The following is a 16,781-nucleotide window of genomic DNA, read 5'->3' on the forward strand; positions in this document are numbered from 1 at the left end:
TTATACCCGTCCTGGAAAAGTGCTGTCAAACTTAAAACTTCAGCCGGTAAAGCACCGTCAATTGAAGATGTCCATCCATTTCCGCTTGGTCGATGGAGACTACGTCCCCCAAATCCCGCCCCATGCCGGCAGCGATGGCTTTCGCTTTACGATGGGCGTCATCGAGAGCGGCTTTGACGGCCAGTTTTTGCGCATCAGCATTGCCAGCGGGCAGCGGTTCCGTTTTGATGATCTGGTTGGCGCCATTGGACAGCACAGTAGACAGGATCGCTTCCCGCTGTTCCGCCGGGATGCGGTTGACTTCGATGGTGGATGCGGCGATATAGCCCTGGGGAGATCTGGCGCCCGCGACAGACCACTGCGGCGTTAACTTCTGATCGATGCAGTTGATGTTGTCAGGGGAAAGGCCCGCGCCGGCCATGCTGTTAAGCAGTTTATCGACGGCCCGGCTCATGGCTTGCTCTGCCTCTGTTGATGTACGTCCTCCCTGTTGCACAGCCACGGTCAGCCGCCACTGCTCTGCCGGCAGATCGGATGTTCCCGTCACCTTGATGTGGACATCGCGGGGATCGACAGCGATAGCAGAATCGAGCGGGGGCGCAGGGACGCGGTGGGTGGATAGGTAAAAAGCAGTCAGCACGATGATGGAGAAAAAAATAAGGGCGATTTTATTGGCGGTCGAACGGTTCTTCGTGGCGATCAGTCCTCCTGTGTCTTGCAATCTCGTCCTAAACGGAAGCGCCGGTGAATAAAGTGGTGGCAAGGAGGTGGACCCGATGGCAGAACAAAATGAGCCGGCAACCCTGTCGGCGACTCCCGTTTTGGTCGGAACGGGCTACGCCCTGGCGGCGTCGCTGGGCGTTTCCGTGCTGCTTGTCCTCTTTTTCTTCTTTACCAGCTTGTCCGAGCGATACATCATGCCAGTTGTCCATAGCGCCTATGGACTCTGCGCGCTGGGAGCCGGCTGGGTGGCTTCCCGGAAGGCCGGCGCCAGGGGATTGATTTACGGCTTGCTGGCGGGGTTAAGCTTCTTCGCTTTCACCGTTGTCGTCGGATATTTCGTGCCGGCCCCGGCCTTCCCGATGACAGCATGGTGGAAAAAAATGCTCTACGCCCTGGCCGGCGGTTCCGCCGGCGGCATCGCCGGGATCGCCTGGAAAGAATGAGCATCCTCCGTCATCTTATCACAGGGTCGAAAAAAAGCCAACGGGAAGAGGCCTGCCTCTCCCCGCCGCTTCTTATCCCCATACCTTCAAGAGCAATGTCCGCAAAAAACCCGGCAGCCGGACAAAGTAAATCCGCATGATGGCGTTCACCCCTTTTTGTCGCTGACCTCTCACGTTCTTCCCTATTATATTGCCGATTCCCTTTGTCGGTGACAGCGGATCAACCAAAATTGAAAGGCTACGATGGCGGCTGCGACTGCCGTTACAGTCAATGCAGAAGCAGGAAAGCCCTTCATCCAGGCCACGATAGGCACGATCCACAGCGCCGCAAAGGCAGCGAGATTGGGTGAGCGTGTCAGCAACAGCGCTGACAAGGCGACGGCAAGCGAACACTGGCCCAGCGAAGGCGCAACCTGGAGCAAAAAACCCGTAAATGGAATCCAGACGTTCCCCCCTCGCCCGCCGATCACCGGCGACCAAGCATACCCCACCAACAAGAACAAGGCGGTCATCCACCGGGTCAAATCTCCGGCTTGGAAGAAAACGGTCAACCAGCCGATCAGCCAGCCTTTTGCGAGTTCAGCCAGGAGGGCGGCGACCATGCTCTCCGGTCCCGTCAGGCGCAGCAGTTTGGCGGGGCCGATCGAGCCGGGACCGTAATCAGCGGCAGCCAGATTGCCCTTGAACCGGCCGACCCAGTAGGGCAGCGAAAGGGCGCCGAGCAGGTAAGCGCAGATAAAAAGCGTCAAGACCGTAAACACACCCATTCCTCCCAAAATACGGTAGTAATGTGTATGCTCCGGTCTTGACGGCTATGCGTACCCCTTTGGCGTTACCGTTCCTGGCCGACAGGCACTTGGCCGCAATCGTCCATGCCGGTCCGGCAGGCGGCGCAGATAAAACGCCCGCACTTTTTGCAGACAAACATGTTGATCTGCTTTTTCTCCATACAATCGTAACAGTACATGGTATCGCAGTGCCCGCAGACCGCCCCCTGCGTATCAGTGGCGCCGCAGCGTTCGCAGTAGGGAATTTTCATGCCGCCTTCACCTCCCTGTATGAAGCTTGACGAGCAGGGATATACTAGGAGTGCGGAAGTCCCCTGCCGGCAAGATGGTCCCTTCCCGGCTAGCCTAACCAGCGAAGAGGGCTTCCGCATTCTTTGTCTATTCTATGGTGGAAAGAACCCCTGGCGCGGGCCAGGGGTTTTGCCTTTTCGCCTCAGTTGTCAGAGCTTGGGCACTTTCAGGTTCGACACCATCAGTCCCGCCAGGAGCAGCATGGCGACAGGAAAAAAAAGCGTGGGAAGGCGGTTTCCGGCGAGGGAGAAAATCGCCATCAAAGGACCGGCGACAGTGATAGGGATGCCCAGGAAGTGGGTCGTGATGTTGAGGACATTGAACCGGGCCAAGCGAACGGCGCCACAAAGAGCAAAGATGATGGCGATGGCCAGGCCGAAGTACTGGTAGGGCACCTCAAGGTGTGCCGCGTAGACGAGAATCGCTGGGGCCACCCCGAAGGAAACCAGGTCGGAAAGGGAATCCAGTTCTTTCCCGAATGCCGATGATACTTCGAGCTTCCGGGCCACCCGGCCATCCATCCCATCTAGGACGGCGGCAAGCAGAATCATGATGGCGGACATGCTGTAGTTTTGGTCCATGGTATAGACGATGGAGAGGATTCCCAACAACAGGTTGGAGAGTGTGAAGGCATTGGGAATGGCCGCCTTATGATTCATCAACTAAACCTCCATGGCTGGAGCCGCTCGGCAGATCTAAATTTCATTAGGTCTATTCTAACATTTTTCCCGCCCCGGCAAAAGGTGCAGGGGCTTTTCTCCGAATATTTCGCGCCAGTGAGCAGTTTGTCCATTCCAGGCATAAAAACGCGCCTTGATACTCCCCTTCCCCAAAACGCCTCGGCAACGTTCCACATCACCGGGGAAGATCCGGATAGAGAGGCCACATCCCTCCCCCAGTTCGCGTGGCGTCGGAACGACGAGGCAACAGATTGTCTCTGCTTTCAGCCTGTCTTCAGCGGCCATGGCTTCTTGGGGGGAGAGAAAGGTGATCAAGGGATAGTTTTTTTGGCGCCAAAGGGTTTTCGGATCACCGTATGATTCGCTCAGCGGGCATTGCTCCTCCACCCCAGCCAGTAACGGCTTGGCTGGACAAAATCGATAATTGCTTGAGCGGCCTCAAGCAATGTAGAGACTTGAAGAATGCCGGGGATGGCGTGAAGGACCGGCTCTTCGTCGATCAGGGAATCGGTTGCCTTGAACAGGATCGGCAGTTCTGCCTGGCGGAACATGGGAATATCACCAGAGGAATCGCCAATAGCCGATGTCCTTTCCATACTCACCCGGTGCTTTTTACAGAAACGGCGGACCCAGGCTCCTTTGTCCCTGTGGATGTCATCAGCAGACACGTGAACGAAGACGCGTCCCGTCAGCTTGCCATCGACCACCTCCAACTCGTTGGCCATGCTGGCGAAGGCGCCAAAGCGCTTCGCCAGATGGTCCGTCAGGGCGGTCAAACCGGTCGACAAGAGAATGATTCGGCAACCGTTATTTTGCAAGCGCTCAAGGGCTTCCACTGCATCCGGCCGAAGGGGGATTTCTGAGATCCACTGATCGAGCGCTTCAACAGGGGTACCGGCAAAAAGGGCTGCGTCTTGGGCGGCGAATTCCCGATAGTCTATCTCCCCCTTCAGGAAGGCCTCCTGAATAGGGATCCCAGCAGACTCCCACAAGCCGAGGCGCCGGTAGATAACCTCCCACACGTTGGGTCCTGATGTGAGGGTGCCGTCCACATCGAAGAAAACGAGCATCCGCTTCTCCTCCCCTGTCACATGAAGCCTGTTCAGACAAGCTTATTCGGCCCAACTGGCCAGGTACTTGGCCTGTTTTTCCGTCAATTCGTCCAGGGAAACGCCGAGGGCTTTCAAACGGTACTCGGCTACCTTGCGGTCGATCGAATCCGGCACGGAGAAGACGCCCGGTTCCATCTTGTCGCGGTTAGCGACGAGGTAATCGAGAGACAACGCCTGCAGGGCGAAGGTCAGGTCCATCACCTCGGCGGGGTGCCCGTCGGCGCAGGCGAGGTTGACGAGGCGGCCTTCGCCGAGCAGGTAGACCTTGCGACCGTCGGGGAAGGCGTATTCTTCGATGTTTTTGCGGGCGGTGCGGACGCTCGTGGCCATGGCCCGCAGGTCTTCCTTGTTCACTTCCACGTCGAAGTGTCCCGCGTTGCTGAGGATGGCCTTGTCCTTGATCACCTCGAGGTGTTCCCGGCGGATGATATCGCGGTTGCCGGTGACGGTGACAAAGATGTCGCCCAGTTTGGCGGCTTCAACCATGGGCATGACTTCAAAGCCGTCCATAAGCGCTTCGTTGGCTTTGATCGGATCGATCTCGGTGACAACAACGCGGGCGTTCAAGCCTTTGGCCCGGGCAGCGACGCCTTTGCCGCACCAGCCGTAGCCGGCGACAACGACCACCTTGCCGCAGACGGTCAGGTTAGTCGTGCGCAGGATGCCGTCCCAGACAGACTGGCCGGTGCCATAGCGGTTGTCGAAGAGGTACTTCATCTGGGCGTCATTGACGGCCATCATGGGGAAGGTGAGTTTGCCTTCCCGGGCGAGCGCCTTGAGGCGGAGGATGCCTGTCGTCGTTTCCTCGGCGCCGCCGATAATCCCTTTGGCCTGCTCCAGCCGTTCCGCATGGAGGGTGGCCACCAGGTCGCCGCCGTCATCGATGAGGATGTCGGGCTGGAAATCGAGGGCTTTATTCAGGTGCATCTTGTATTCTTCGTCCGTAGCGCCGTGCCAGGCGTAGGCGGTCACCCCGTTTTTCACCAGGGCGGCGACCACGTCGTCCTGGGTGGAGAGCGGGTTGGAACCGCAGACGGCCACCTCGGCGCCGGCGGCTTTGACGGTCAAGGCCAGGTAGGCCGTTTTGGCTTCCAGGTGCAGGCAGATGATAGCCCGTTTGCCGGCTAGGGGCTTGCGCTGCGCAAAGTCTCTCTTGACCTGGTTCAGGATGGGCATGTGCTGGTCGACCCAGTCGATTTTCAGCTGACCCTGGGGGGCAAGGTTGATGTCGCGAATCATCGAATCCACAAATAAAGCCTCCTCAAGAATAGTACTGTTTACTCAACCCCGCTGCTGGAGGGCGGTTGAACATCGGTAGGGACCGGAGGGGCGCCAGGGATGACGCGATTGGGCGCAGTCGGATTGAGAGCATCGGGCAGGCGCGACGGCGCTGGTGGGGTGATGGAAGAACCAGGCTGTTGCGGGTTCTTGGGGGTGTCCGGAGGGGTTGGCAACTTGCCCTGAGCGTCAGGGGCGCCGGGTGCCCGAGGGGTGCTGGGGTTCCCGGTTCCGGATTTTTGCTCTAGGATGTCCTTCGCCCCGGGAAGAGCGGCCGGTTTTCCCGCCTGCTCAGCACCGGTTTTGTCACCCGGTTGAGACTCTAAGACAGGGTGCTGCACCCGGTCGGCTTCCGGCTTTGCTTCATCATCCGCTGTTTTCGGTTTTTCTTTCGGTTTTTCAAGGACGACGATGCTTTCGTCGATGATTGAGGTGCTGATGACGCCACGCATGAAATCAAGGGCAGCCTGGCGGGACTTCGTGGGATCGACCTGCCAATAGCTGACGCCGTTGAGGGTGACAAAATTCCCCGGCAAGGTGTGGGCGATAATGTTGCCTGCGTTCCAGTCCTTGGCCTTGATCGCCAGGGAGACGAGATCACCGGCGCCCAGATTGGTCTCGACGTAGTTGACCATTTGAGGAACGAGGGCCGGGAGCTTCCATACCGTATTGACCTGCAAGGACTGTTTGGCGAGGGCGTGGAGGAATTTTTGCTGCCGTTGGGTCCGGCTGATATCACCCAGTTCGTCTGAGCGGAACCGGACATACTGGAGCGCCTCTTTGCCGCTTAACCTTTGGAGACCCTTTTTTAAATTAATTAAATCTTCCGGATTTCCTTCATTGTGGTACATGTTTTTTTCGACATCGATTTCTACGCCGCCGAGCGTATCGACGATCTCTCGAAAGCCGTTAAAATCGGTCTTTACGTAGTAGTCGATCGGTATCCCCAACAGTTCCTCCACTGTTTTCCGTGTCAAGGGGACGCCGCCGTACATGTGGGCCGCGTTGATCTTGTCCATGCCGTGGCCGCTTATTTTGACTCGGGTGTCACGGGGGATGGAAAGGAGATAGAGCTTTTTATCCTGACGATCAACACTGGCGACGATGATCGTGTCAGTGCGTCCATCCAATTCTCCGGGGCGGTTGTCCACGGCCAGTAGGAGCACATTCATCCGCCGCTTGATTTCTGATTCCGTCAAGGGTCCGTCGGGGTTGAAAGGATCGCGCAGGGAAAGATCGGGACTCAAGATCCCGTATGTAACCCCTGCCGTCACCCCCAGGAGCAGCATGAGACCGAAAAAGATCATCAGCCTGGGTCTGGCCTGCCATTTCTGCATCGAATCACCTGCCTTGAATCGTTCTGCGAAGCGTAGTTTGTTCGTGTCTGGTGTCGCGTGGCGATGAAAAAGATGTCGCCCATCATTCTACCACGAAAACGGTTCTGTTAATAAAGATTTTCAAAGCGACGGCCGATCGCAGCGCTTCGCCCCCCGGCCGTGAAGGCGGGCGAAGCGCGCAAGAAACAAGGAGGCTTGCGCCTCCTGTTCCATCGCCTTTTATTTGTTTCCAATCACGGCGCCGCAGACCAGGCACCGTTCCAGATCGTCGCCTTCCACGTTGTCGCAGTCTTTGCACTGAGGAGATTTCTCGACGACACCGCCATCCACATAGTTTTTACGGAAGCGTTCCAACTCATCCTCCTTGTCGCGGCGACATTCCCGGCACTTGTCACAGAGGGCCATGAGCTCCCCTCCCTTCTTTTACCACCATTATACCCGCCTCGGGGTGATCCAAGCAAACGGAACAGTGGCCGAGGCATCGCTTTCCCCAATAAAGGTGAAAGGTGTCGCCCGATGTGACGGGTCCCACACCGGCCGGCGTCCCCGTGAAGATGATGTCTCCGGGACCGATACCGAAAGATTCGGCGCAAAAATCGATGATTTCCTGCACATTGAAGAGCATGTCCCGCACATTGCCCCGTTGCGTTTCCACGCCGTTGCGGGTAAGGGTGAAGTCCTCCGCAGCGAGCGCCGCCACGCCGGGAAAGGGGATAAAGGGCGTCAGGGCAGCCGAATTGGGAAACCCCTTCGCCTCGAGCCAGGGGCGACCTTTGCGCTTTAACTCCTCCTGCTGATCCCGCAAGGTAAAATCAATGCCGAGCGCCATGGCGCCGATCAACATATCGGCGGCGCTCCCTTTTCGGTAGGGGCGATCGATCCGGAGGACCAGTTCGGCTTCGAAGTGAAGGCTGCCTTTCGTTCCGGGCAGATGCAGGGTGTTGCCGTCCATCAAGGCCAGCGCGTGCGTCGGTTTCGAGAAAATCAGCGGCCTTTCAGGAATCGCGTTGCCTAGTTCAGCGGCATGGAGTGGAAAATTTCTTCCCACACAGTAGATATTTCGGATATCTTTCATCTTAACGCCTCTTTTCGTCAAGAAAATCATAGCAAAAACAAGCATTTTTCGTAAGCCTTCTGACTAAAAAAGGAGGAAAAAATAGAAAAAGTGCGAAGTAAATACATGCAACCCTAATTGTCTGACTATTGCATAAGAGGATTTGGGAGGGAATCTGTTGCGAAAACGGCTGCTATTTTTAACGACATGGGCCTTATTGACCCTCAGCGCAGGCATGGCTGAGGCAGGCGATATTCGTCTCCGCTTTGAGGACGCAGACAAGCCCGGTGCATGGAAACCGGTCGCCGTCCAATCCGCTGGAACGATGACGAGTGAAAACTTGTCCACATCGGTTCCGCAAGTAAACTTTGGCGATAATCAGTCTTTGCGTTCCGTCTTTCTTGTTGCGCTCTCTGAGGGACCGCAGTCTGTCGGTGTGGGCAGCCGGATCACGGTAACCTTGCCCTTTGGTATCGAGTATATGCAGGTTCCGACGGCGGAAACGCTGGACAAGTATGTGTCCTGCCCATCCATGATCAACTGGTTGGTTAACTCCATTGCCACGGAAGGAGATCGACCGGCCCTTCGCCTTGTATCGGCCACGTCTCGTTCCTTGACGGTGGAAATCGCCAACATGCGCCCCAAAGGGGTTCCCTTCGTAGAATTCACCTTTTACTCAAAGGATCTGAGCATGGTGCGCATCTCCGAGATGGTGACCTGGCCGGCCCAAGATGGCGAGCAGGCCGATGGGATGACCCGGCAGGAGTTCTTCTCCTATTTTATCGACGTCTCCCCGTCGTTGAAGGGGATCGAGGAGAGCGTTACGGGCGAGCAAGCGGAACGGTTGCGCCCTTTTGTCGATGCGGGTAAAACGAAGCCGGAACTGCGAGACCGCGTGGCCGGCCTTGTGAAGGAAAAACTGGTGATCGGCCGCCCAGAGCAACGGCTGGCGCCGGATGAACGTATCACCCGAGCGGAGGCCATCACCCTGGTGTCTCGGGCGCAACAGTGGGACAGCCCGTTGTCGCCGGCATTCGCCGATCTAGAGAACTCCTGGGCCTTGGGACCGGTGAGCGCCGCATCCGCCAAGGGGATGGCTAAGGGTTATCCCGATGGCACCTTTCACCCGGAGATTCCCATTACTCGGGAAGAGGCTTTCCTTTTGCTCGAACGCCTCTACGACAGCAATGCCTCACGACAGAAATAACAATTCTACGCAGCAATCCGTCGGAAATAGAAACCCTATGTAACGTCGACGGACTGACACACCGGACCCTAGAGCTCCCGGTTTTTACCGGGGGCTTTTTAATTTCCTACCCCCGAAGGTTGCCGCTGCAGACGCAGGAACTGGAGAAATAGTTGGATAAACTGAAAAACGATATCAAGGCGGACAAGGATACACATTAATTCAGACTGGCATGGGCATTCGCAGAAACAACAGCGTGCGGGTAAGATCCGGTCGAAAAAAGGGAACCCGGTTTCCCTCCTCTTCGGGAGCAGGAAACCGGGTTCCTTTGTCTATCGCTTGAAATGAGACATGTCATAAGGAATTTCAAAGGCCATTTCCACAAGCCCTTGATACTCGCCATCAGCGTACCAGGGGGCTTGGTATATCATTTTCTTAACCCCGTTCTTTTCGATGGTGTAACAATTGGCTTTTTGTTGCTCCATCAGATCGCGGATCTTGGCCTGGGCCTTCTCGGGGTGGCAATCCAATAGGTTTTTTCCGATCAGGTCCTTCCCGCCGCTCTTGGCAAAGAGGCGGCCCGCCTGTTCGTTCATCGCCACGATGACACCTTCGCGGTCGCAAACGGTGATTGCTGCAGGTAGTCCTTCACTCCAGGGTTCCATGATTATACTCCTCCCTTTTTAAAGTCCCCTGTTCTCTTAATCTTGTGTTTCTCTCAGTTTTGTTTTTTCGGAGTCAACACCAGATAAACAGGTGGATAAATCTGGCGCTGTTTTTTTAACCCGCTCCCCATGACAATGGGAGCTTATGTTCGTATAATAGAACTGATGTTCTGAGAATATATGTTCCAATAAAGGAGGGAACGCCTTGGATGAACGCACCCGCGCCTTTTTCACCCACAACCGGCTCTGGCAGGGATCCCGCATGATCCTGCCGGAACACCGGGCTGGCGCTGTTGAGAGTGCCCGGGAAGCGGCTCGCTCCATGCCGCTTCCTTGCCCCACCCAAGAATACCTGGAGGAGATCCAGGCGCTGGTCCTCGCAGCGCGCGATGCAGGCCGCGCCATCACGCTGCTCGTCAACCGCGAGGGCCGGCTGGAGAAGCTCACCGGCATCCCCTTGAGTGTAGGGCAACCGCCAGGAACGTTGCGCTGGCGCCGGGCCGGTACGGTCGATGGGCTGGCCATTGAGGCCATCGTGGGGGCGGAAGAGCCGTGAAGGTTGAGCCGACGGTCCTTCTGGCGGACATGAATTCCTTTTATGCCAGCGTCGAGATGGCCCACAACCCGACCTTGCGGGGACAGCCGGTGCTCGTCTGCGGCGATCCGGAACGGCGGCATGGCATCATCCTGGCCGCCTCCCGGGAAGCCAAGCGTCGCGGAGTAAAGACGGCCATGACCGTCGGCGAGGCCCGGGCGATCTGCCCTGACGCGGTCTGTGTGCGCCCGCGCATGAGTCTTTACTTAGAGGTATCCTGGCAAATCCAGCAGATCGCCCGCACCCTTTCGCCGCTGGTGGAGCCCTACAGCGTGGACGAACTGTTCATCGACGTGCGGGGCGCCGAACACATCTGGGGTGACGCCGTTGAGGCGGCCGGGATTTTCCGGCAAAGGGTCTGGGAGGCGGTAAAGGTCCCCTGCTCGGTCGGCGTCGGCCCCAACAAGTTCCTGTCCAAGATGGCCTGTGACGTGGAGGCGAAAAAAAGCCCCTCCGGCGTGGCGCTCTGGAGGGCCGATGATGTGGAAGCAAAGCTGCATCCCCTGCCGACAGGCAAGATGTTCATGGTGGGCTCGCGGATGGAGCGGCATTTTCGCAACATGGGCCTGCTCACCATCGGCGATTTGGCCCACTACCCCGTCCACTACCTGACGCGGCGCTTCGGTCTTCGCGGCGCCGTCTACCACAACCTGGCCTGGGGGCGCGACTGCTCGCCGGTTTGCCCGGACTCGCTGGAACAGGCCAAGAGCGTCGGCCACTCCATCACCCTGCCCCGCGACTACCACCACAGCGACGACATTGAACTGGTGCTGCTGGAGTTGACCGATGAGGTCTGCCGGCGGGCGCGTAAACTGGGCAAGGCAGGGCGGACCGTCTCCGTCGGCCTGCGCGCTTATGACCTGACACGGGGGTTCTACCGCCAGACGGCCCTGCCCTCCCCCTCCAACCTGTCGGGGGCGGTTTTTGAAAAGGCGCAGTTGCTCTTTCGCCGGCACTGGGACGGCCGCCCTGTCCGCACGGTCACCGTGGACCTGAGCGGTCTTGAAGAAGACGGCGCCCTCCAGCAGGAACTGTTCCGTGACATGGATCGGCAGGACCGGGTGAGCCGGACTATGGACCGCATCCGCGACGCCCTGGGAACGACGGCCATCGTCCGCGCCTCCTCCCTCCTGCCGTCCAGCCAGGCCCGGGATCGCGCCGTAAAGATCGGCGGCCATTACCGGTAATGACCAGTAGGCGACATGGGGCGGTGAGAGCGGTTGTTTCGATGACCATTGACCTTGTTGCGCTGATGATGCTTGCGCCTCGGTAAAAATGCCTGTCGCCCTGGCGATGCCTGTTATCCTGCGGCTTCGACGTCCTTGGGGAAGCCGGTATCACCGGAAAGATCGGCCAGATCCCGCCAGCCCTCATTGCGCAGGCGGAACTGGAGGGAACCGTCGTAATCGTTGACCTCCGGCAGCCCGAGAAGGGCCAGCGTTCCTTGGGGGTTGGCCTGACGGAAGGCCTCGGCCTGGTTAAAGCCGATGGCAGTCACCCCCTGGCCGCTGAGGCGGAGATGGCTGCCATCCCGGCCCATAAAGCGGACCTGCTCGGGCCGAAAAGGCGCCAGGAGAAAATTGGGCCGGGGAAAGCCGGCGCCGTAGGGAGCGAACCCCTCGATCTGTGCCACCAGCGCCCTGTCCATTTTGTTAGGGCCCAGGACGTAATCGATATCCACCGTGGGGACGAAGAGATCGGCCGGCATTTGGCGGACTGCCGCATCGAGGCGGCGGCGCAAGGCGGCCAGGTTTTCCTTGGCCAGAGAACAGCCGGCTGCCATCTCGTGGCCACCGCCCTTGAGCAGCAAGTCGGCGCAGCCGTCGACGAGGTGGTCCTTGACGGAGAAGCCCTTGACACTACGGACAGAGCCTTTGAGGACGCCTGCTTCGTGGCTGTCGGTGAGCGCCAGCGCGGGCCGGTGGTAGGCCTCCTTGAGCCGGGAGGCGATCAGCCCCACGATCCCCTCGTGGAAGGACGGGTCATAGACGACGATGAATCCCGGCGATCCCTCGCCCTGCGCCCGGGCCTGGTCGAGGGCTGCCTCGGTCTGGCGGCGGGTCAGTTCCTGCCGCTCCTCGTTGACCTTCCGCAGTTGGGCAGCCAACCCGGCGGCCCGACTGCGGTCCGGTGTCAGCAGGAGCTCCACCGCCGCTGCGGGCACGCCGTCGATGCGGCCGGTGGCATTGAGCATGGGGCCGAAGATGAAGCCGAGGTGATAGTGGGCGTTCACCTCCCCCTTCAGGTCGGCGGCATCCTTGATGGCTTGCAGGCCGATCCGCGTCCGGTTGCCCCAGTTGGTCAACTTCAGGCCGTTTTTGATGAAAATACGGTTTTCTCCCGTCACAGGCATCACATCGGCCACTGTGCCGAGGGCGACGAGGTCGAGGGAGCGCAGGATTTCGCGCGGTCTCCCCGCTGCCTGGAAGAGGATCTGCATCACCTTGAAGGCTACGCCGACCCCGGCCAGGTGTTTCTCGGGATAAGCGCAACCGGCCTGTTTCGGATTGACGATGGCGTCAGCCGGCGGCAGTTCTTCGCCTGGTTCATGGTGATCGGTGACAACGACCTGCATCCCCAATTCCCGGGCTCGTCGGACGGCGTCGCCGGCGCTGATCCCGTTGTCGACGGAGATGATTAACCGGGGCGTTCCCCTTCGCGCGATCTCTTCGACGCCGAGTGGGTGCATGCCGAATCCCTCTACGAAACGGCTGTTGATGTACCAGTCTACCGAGGCGCCCAATTTGGTCAGGCTCTCCACCAGGAGCGCCGTTCCGGTGACACCGTCGCAGTCGTAGTCGCCGTACACGGTGATGGGAACTTGCTGGTCGATGGCGTCACCGATGATCGCTGCCGCAGCGGCAGCGCCTTTTAGTTGCCGAGGGTCGTGCATGTCTTCGATGCCGGAACGGATAAACCGTTCCGCTTCAGCAGGCCCAATCCCTCGCCGGGCGAGCAGCGCCGCCTGAAAAGGGGTGAGTCCAGGATAGGATGGTATCTGTTGTGTTGATGGGAAGATCCACCGCATGGGGTCGCCTCCGGTCTGCTTTTTCAAATTAAAACCTTTACGGTGTTTGATGTAGGCGCGTGTATAGGGGGCTAGCGGGGGCGCCAATCCCGACGGTCACCGGCGGCGATCGAAAAAGGGCGCCACCTTTCCGCTCTCCCGGTTTTCCTGTAGCCGCTCAGGGGACAAGACACCCCGGACCGACATATGGACATTCGTTCGTCCCAAGGCGAGGACGCCGTCATCGGGAAAGGGATAGTCGCAAGGCGCGAAGAAACCGGCGCGGCACCACCCGGCATCCATCTGAGGCACCTGGGGAAGCTTGCCGACGATGCCGCTCAGCGCCACATAGACCTGATTTTCAATGGCCCGCGCCTGGCAGCAGTGGCGAACGCGCCAGTAGCCGTCGGCGCCGTCCGTGTAGGATGGGCAGAGGATAATCGTAGCGCCCTCGTCAGCCACCTGCCGGGCGGCTTCCGGAAATTCGATATCATAGCAGATCAGGATCGCCAGGCGGCCCAAGGGGGTGTCAAAGACCTGGAACTGGTCGCCGGCAGACAGCTTCCAGGCACGCCGCTCTTCCGGCGTGAGGTGGACCTTGGCCTGTTTTTCCACTCTACCATCGGGGAAAAAGAGGAAGGCCGTGTTATAAAAACAGCCCCCTTCCCGGATGATATGGGTGCCGCCAAGGATAATCATGCCTGTATCCCGGCTGAAACGGCGGAAGGCGGACAGGTATTCGCCGGTGTGCTCATCCAGATAGCGGCAGGCCTCGTCATGGTCCATGGCCGGAACGAGGGCCAACAGGTGGCCTGTCAGGTACTCAGGAAACAGCACGAACGAGCTGCCTTCTTTTTGGGCCTGGCGGATCTGCGCCTCCACCCGGCGCCAAAAGTCTTCCTTCGATGCAATCGGCTTGATCCCGTATTGGACGACGTGGGCTACTGTCTCCTTCATGGCGATGCTCCTTCCCCGGCCAGGCGCGGGTTTGGCCATTCGACCAGGATGGCCTTGTTCAGCGACTCCGCATCGTCCAGGTAGCCGTCAAGCACCTGCAGCGGTCTTAGACCTTGTTTGAGCATAAAAGTCAGCACGAGATCGGTGAGTTCGCCGGAGGCCACGCGACGCACATACTCGTCACAGGTCATCTCAGCTGCGTGGCGGTGAAAGCCCGGAATCCGGCATCCGGCCAAAAAGCGCTTCAGCCCCGTCCGGATAACAAGTTGTTTCCGGGCCTCGTATAATGCGCCGGCCACGCCGCATCCCCGGTAGGCGGGCCGAACGCAGACATCGATGCCATAGAGGCTGTCGCCGTCAGGCTGATGGCTGCGCCGGATATAGCCGTTGTCAGCCACCTCGGACCATGTATGAGGCTTGCCGTCGTACTTGATCAGCAGCGCCGTCGCTGATCCGACGAGTTTGCCCGCCAGTTCCGCCACCATAGCCCCCTCTGGGTAGGTCTCTACATGGGCGGCGATTTGCTCCCGGCACCACCAGAGTTCTTCTGGAAAAGGCGGCGGAAAGGCCTCCCGCTGGATATCGAGCAGGCCTTCGAAATCTTCCAATGTATAGGGACGGACGATGAGGCCCAAGGAACACCCCTCCGACTTTTCTTTCAAATGCAAAGGCCCGGCGCACCTTCGCCAGGCCTTGGAACAGGCGGCCCTTCAGGCAGAATGGCCAGGTTCCTTTTTACAGCAATTGCACCTTTCCTGCGGGATCAGCAAGGCCAATTCACCAGGAGGGATTTCGACTGTCTCTCCTGCCAGGACCTCAATGGAGGCACTGAGGGGGGTGCAGAATCCCCGGTTTCCAGCAACCAAGAGGGCCATGTGGGTGATCGCCCCCCAAGGCGCCGTCGCTTCCGGGAAGATCACCGGTTTTACGTTGCGCGCCATGTAACCGTCGCCGGTCCGGACAAGGGCGAAGGTCACAGGCTGGCGCGCGTACCCGCCGTCACGCGCCTCAGCAAGTTCATCCAAATCATAAGAACCGTAATAAGATTTAATGAGCACAGGATCCGACGTATAAAGGGCCACCTGGTATTCTCGTTCCAACGATTCTCACCTCTTGAGCGGCTATCCGCCTTCATCGTTCGTCGATCACTTTTGATTGAATCCGAAGTTTACGTCGATTTTCATCCCATCCACGACGTATTCGACAGTGAGAAACCGACTGTTGCAGATGGTGACTGTCGAATTTTGCCCCAGGATAATCGTGGGCGGGGAGATATCCATCTTGATTTGCCGGCTTTCCAGGGTCATGGCCGCATTGGCTGTCAGCATATTGACGAGTTCCGATACGGCGCTTTGAGCCAGCGCGTCAAAGGTATCAACAGGCATGCCGCCCATCATTGTCGAAGCGATTTTCTTGGATACCTCTTCGGTCAGGTTGTAGGCGATATTGCCCGCCACATCACCAGTCGTGCCGATGAGGACGATCACGCCTTTGCCGGAGACGAAACGCTCGCCGACAGAGAGCTTTCCCCGGGTGATCTGCTGGAAGCCGAGCATGGGCAGCACATTATGGAGGGCTTCGAGGAAGGGATCGATGTGTTTAACGTCCACCGAAAACACCTCCAAAGCCGACCAGCAGGTTCCAGGGACCTTCTCCGGTCTGCGCAGTTGTGCGGAAGCCGATCATTTTAGGATTGATGATCCCCACCTTGCCGAAGAGAATGCTCGGCGAGGTGAGCCGGAGATTGCCGATGCTGGTGCGGTCGTTGATGCGCGAAACGCCGTGGCCGGCGATGATGTTGCCGATCTCCGCCACAGCGTAGCGCATCTCGTTATCGTCCACATCGTCTTTGCGCAGGATGCGGCGCGCCGTTGCCAGCGCCGTTTCAGGGGCGCAATCGAGGATCATTTTCCCCGACCTGCCGCCTGTGATTCCGATCACGACAGCGATACCCTGGGAGGCGTATTCCGATTCCTGCTCGGAAAGTTCCGACAGAGTCACCGGAGCGGATTGCAAGGCCAAGAGACTGTCTTGCAAGGCCTGTCGGAACAGTTCAGCGAAAACATGGGCGTCATGCTGATGCTGTTCCCGCTTTTGCAGGATGTCGAGGGCCAAACGGTTCAGTTCTTCCGGAGGGAAGGGTTTTTGTAGGAAATGAGCAACACCGAGCGCACGCGATCTTCCGACCAGTTCCTGATCGCGCATAGAACTGATCATGATGATATTGGCGTCCGGATCAATATCCAAAATCCGTCGGACACACTCCAGCCCATCCATATCGGGCATGGTGACGTCCATCGTCACCATTTGCGGTTTCAGTTCCCGAAACTGTTCGACCCCTTCCAGACCGGTGCTAGCCGTTCCAACGACCTGAAAGCGGTCTTCCTGGAGGGAACTCTTGATGATCGACTGGCTGAAGGGCGAGTCGTCGACGATGAGAATCCTGTACTTATCGTGGGACACGGTGGCTCCCCTCTTTCCGCTGTTATTTTGTTCGAAAAGCAGCGGGAAATCATTCGTAGGAATAAACTATCCTTTCGCTAGTGCTATGTCTTCGGAAAAAACACTACTGTTATGGTAGAACAAAGGGATGCTGTTGTACATACCGGAACTGACGTTTTGTGACCGCTGTACTCATCAAAAGCAGGCGATTGTAATATATGCG

The 16,781-nt window shown here is 58.4% G+C and carries 21 protein-coding genes; 4 read left to right on the top strand and 17 right to left on the bottom strand.

Annotation, left to right across the window (positions count from 1 at the left end; all coding sequences use genetic code 11):
* Window positions 1-31 precede the first annotated feature (31 nt).
* On the bottom strand, window positions 32-721 hold the full coding sequence (locus GTO91_RS02650; protein WP_161254448.1) for an SIMPL domain-containing protein: 690 nt from the start codon (window positions 719-721) through the stop codon (window positions 32-34).
* A gap of 55 nt (window positions 722-776) precedes the next feature.
* Between GTO91_RS02650 and GTO91_RS02655 the strand changes: the two genes are divergently transcribed.
* Window positions 777-1,166, top strand: coding sequence for a TIGR04086 family membrane protein (locus tag GTO91_RS02655; protein WP_161254451.1), 390 nt, complete (start codon window positions 777-779; stop codon window positions 1,164-1,166).
* A 185-nt stretch (window positions 1,167-1,351) separates the two neighbouring features.
* Here GTO91_RS02655 and GTO91_RS02660 read toward each other — a convergent pair whose 3' ends face one another.
* The 9 genes from GTO91_RS02660 to GTO91_RS02700 form a co-directional block, all read right to left on the bottom strand.
* Window positions 1,352-1,927, bottom strand: coding sequence for a glycerol-3-phosphate acyltransferase (locus GTO91_RS02660; RefSeq protein ID WP_161254455.1), 576 nt, complete (start codon window positions 1,925-1,927; stop codon window positions 1,352-1,354).
* A 71-nt stretch (window positions 1,928-1,998) separates the two neighbouring features.
* Complete coding sequence (locus GTO91_RS02665) at window positions 1,999-2,205, bottom strand: hypothetical protein (protein ID WP_161254460.1); 207 nt, start codon at window positions 2,203-2,205, stop codon at window positions 1,999-2,001.
* A gap of 189 nt (window positions 2,206-2,394) precedes the next feature.
* Window positions 2,395-2,904: a CDP-diacylglycerol--serine O-phosphatidyltransferase gene (gene pssA, locus GTO91_RS02670; RefSeq protein WP_161254463.1), complete on the bottom strand. Its 510-nt coding sequence runs from the start codon at window positions 2,902-2,904 to the stop codon at window positions 2,395-2,397.
* Window positions 2,905-2,961: 57 nt separating this feature from the next.
* Window positions 2,962-3,312, bottom strand: a complete 351-nt coding sequence (locus GTO91_RS18755; RefSeq protein ID WP_407929512.1) for a DUF3343 domain-containing protein — start codon at window positions 3,310-3,312, stop codon at window positions 2,962-2,964.
* On the bottom strand, window positions 3,291-3,995 hold the full coding sequence (locus GTO91_RS02680) for an HAD family hydrolase (protein ID WP_161254469.1): 705 nt from the start codon (window positions 3,993-3,995) through the stop codon (window positions 3,291-3,293). Before GTO91_RS02680 ends, GTO91_RS18755 begins: the two co-directional genes overlap by 22 nt.
* 42 nt (window positions 3,996-4,037) lie before the next feature.
* Window positions 4,038-5,276: an adenosylhomocysteinase gene (locus GTO91_RS02685; RefSeq protein WP_161255060.1), complete on the bottom strand. Its 1,239-nt coding sequence runs from the start codon at window positions 5,274-5,276 to the stop codon at window positions 4,038-4,040.
* A 38-nt stretch (window positions 5,277-5,314) separates the two neighbouring features.
* Window positions 5,315-6,652, bottom strand: coding sequence for an LCP family protein (locus GTO91_RS02690; RefSeq protein WP_161254472.1), 1,338 nt, complete (start codon window positions 6,650-6,652; stop codon window positions 5,315-5,317).
* A 219-nt stretch (window positions 6,653-6,871) separates the two neighbouring features.
* Window positions 6,872-7,057, bottom strand: coding sequence for a hypothetical protein (locus GTO91_RS02695; protein ID WP_161254475.1), 186 nt, complete (start codon window positions 7,055-7,057; stop codon window positions 6,872-6,874).
* The gene (locus GTO91_RS02700) at window positions 7,044-7,727 is read right to left on the bottom strand and encodes a fumarylacetoacetate hydrolase family protein (RefSeq protein ID WP_161254478.1); all 684 of its coding nucleotides are present in this window, start codon (window positions 7,725-7,727) and stop codon (window positions 7,044-7,046) included. Before GTO91_RS02700 ends, GTO91_RS02695 begins: the two co-directional genes overlap by 14 nt.
* A 157-nt stretch (window positions 7,728-7,884) precedes the next feature.
* Between GTO91_RS02700 and GTO91_RS02705 the strand changes: the two genes are divergently transcribed.
* Entirely contained in the window at window positions 7,885-8,913 is a 1,029-nt protein-coding gene (locus tag GTO91_RS02705; RefSeq protein ID WP_161254481.1) for an S-layer homology domain-containing protein, read from the top strand.
* A 311-nt stretch (window positions 8,914-9,224) separates the two neighbouring features.
* Here the strand turns inward: GTO91_RS02705 and GTO91_RS02710 are convergent, their stop codons facing one another.
* Window positions 9,225-9,557 (bottom strand): PAS domain-containing protein, encoded by a 333-nt coding sequence (locus GTO91_RS02710; RefSeq protein ID WP_161254485.1) that lies wholly within the window; start codon window positions 9,555-9,557, stop codon window positions 9,225-9,227.
* A 205-nt stretch (window positions 9,558-9,762) separates the two neighbouring features.
* On the opposite strand from GTO91_RS02710, the gene GTO91_RS02715 reads away from it, so the two are divergent.
* Entirely contained in the window at window positions 9,763-10,113 is a 351-nt protein-coding gene (locus GTO91_RS02715; protein ID WP_161254489.1) for a hypothetical protein, read from the top strand.
* Complete coding sequence (locus GTO91_RS02720; RefSeq protein ID WP_161254492.1) at window positions 10,110-11,339, top strand: DNA polymerase IV; 1,230 nt, start codon at window positions 10,110-10,112, stop codon at window positions 11,337-11,339. The genes GTO91_RS02715 and GTO91_RS02720 overlap by 4 nt, the downstream gene beginning before the upstream one ends.
* Window positions 11,340-11,452: 113 nt before the next feature.
* Here the strand turns inward: GTO91_RS02720 and recJ are convergent, their stop codons facing one another.
* The 6 genes from recJ to GTO91_RS02750 form a co-directional block, all read right to left on the bottom strand.
* Window positions 11,453-13,180, bottom strand: coding sequence for a single-stranded-DNA-specific exonuclease RecJ (gene recJ / locus GTO91_RS02725; protein ID WP_161254495.1), 1,728 nt, complete (start codon window positions 13,178-13,180; stop codon window positions 11,453-11,455).
* Window positions 13,181-13,276: 96 nt separating this feature from the next.
* Window positions 13,277-14,116 (bottom strand): carbon-nitrogen hydrolase family protein, encoded by an 840-nt coding sequence (locus GTO91_RS02730; protein WP_161254498.1) that lies wholly within the window; start codon window positions 14,114-14,116, stop codon window positions 13,277-13,279.
* Complete coding sequence (locus tag GTO91_RS02735; RefSeq protein ID WP_161254501.1) at window positions 14,113-14,751, bottom strand: GNAT family N-acetyltransferase; 639 nt, start codon at window positions 14,749-14,751, stop codon at window positions 14,113-14,115. The genes GTO91_RS02730 and GTO91_RS02735 overlap by 4 nt, the downstream gene beginning before the upstream one ends.
* 75 nt (window positions 14,752-14,826) lie before the next feature.
* Entirely contained in the window at window positions 14,827-15,216 is a 390-nt protein-coding gene (locus GTO91_RS02740) for a phage tail fiber protein (RefSeq protein WP_161254504.1), read from the bottom strand.
* A 45-nt stretch (window positions 15,217-15,261) separates the two neighbouring features.
* Window positions 15,262-15,726 carry a chemotaxis protein CheX gene (locus GTO91_RS02745; RefSeq protein WP_161254506.1) on the bottom strand — a complete coding sequence of 155 codons (465 nt, stop codon included), beginning with the start codon at window positions 15,724-15,726 and terminating at the stop codon, window positions 15,262-15,264.
* A complete protein-coding gene (locus GTO91_RS02750; protein WP_161254509.1) occupies window positions 15,716-16,579 on the bottom strand; it encodes a response regulator in 864 nt (287 codons plus the stop codon). The genes GTO91_RS02745 and GTO91_RS02750 overlap by 11 nt, the downstream gene beginning before the upstream one ends.
* Window positions 16,580-16,781: the final 202 nt, after the last annotated feature.

The organism is Heliomicrobium undosum (assembly GCF_009877425.1).
GTDB lineage: Bacteria > Bacillota > Desulfitobacteriia > Heliobacteriales > Heliobacteriaceae > Heliomicrobium > Heliomicrobium undosum.

Bases quoted from the DNA above. Each gene is read 5' to 3' on its own strand.
- GTO91_RS02710 (WP_161254485.1), bottom strand. From the start codon at position 9,557: ATGGAACCCTGGAGTGAAGGACTACCTGCAGCAATCACCGTTTGCGAC.
- GTO91_RS02690 (WP_161254472.1), bottom strand. From the start codon at position 6,652: ATGCAGAAATGGCAGGCCAGACCCAGGCTGATGATCTTTTTCGGTCTC.
- GTO91_RS02695 (WP_161254475.1), bottom strand. From the start codon at position 7,057: ATGGCCCTCTGTGACAAGTGCCGGGAATGTCGCCGCGACAAGGAGGAT.
- GTO91_RS02680 (WP_161254469.1), bottom strand. From the start codon at position 3,995: ATGCTCGTTTTCTTCGATGTGGACGGCACCCTCACATCAGGACCCAAC.
- recJ (WP_161254495.1), bottom strand. From the start codon at position 13,180: ATGCGGTGGATCTTCCCATCAACACAACAGATACCATCCTATCCTGGA.
- GTO91_RS02730 (WP_161254498.1), bottom strand. From the start codon at position 14,116: ATGAAGGAGACAGTAGCCCACGTCGTCCAATACGGGATCAAGCCGATT.
- GTO91_RS02655 (WP_161254451.1), top strand. From the start codon at position 777: ATGGCAGAACAAAATGAGCCGGCAACCCTGTCGGCGACTCCCGTTTTG.
- GTO91_RS02665 (WP_161254460.1), bottom strand. From the start codon at position 2,205: ATGAAAATTCCCTACTGCGAACGCTGCGGCGCCACTGATACGCAGGGG.
- GTO91_RS02685 (WP_161255060.1), bottom strand. From the start codon at position 5,276: ATGATTCGCGACATCAACCTTGCCCCCCAGGGTCAGCTGAAAATCGAC.
- GTO91_RS02700 (WP_161254478.1), bottom strand. From the start codon at position 7,727: ATGAAAGATATCCGAAATATCTACTGTGTGGGAAGAAATTTTCCACTC.
- pssA (WP_161254463.1), bottom strand. From the start codon at position 2,904: ATGAATCATAAGGCGGCCATTCCCAATGCCTTCACACTCTCCAACCTG.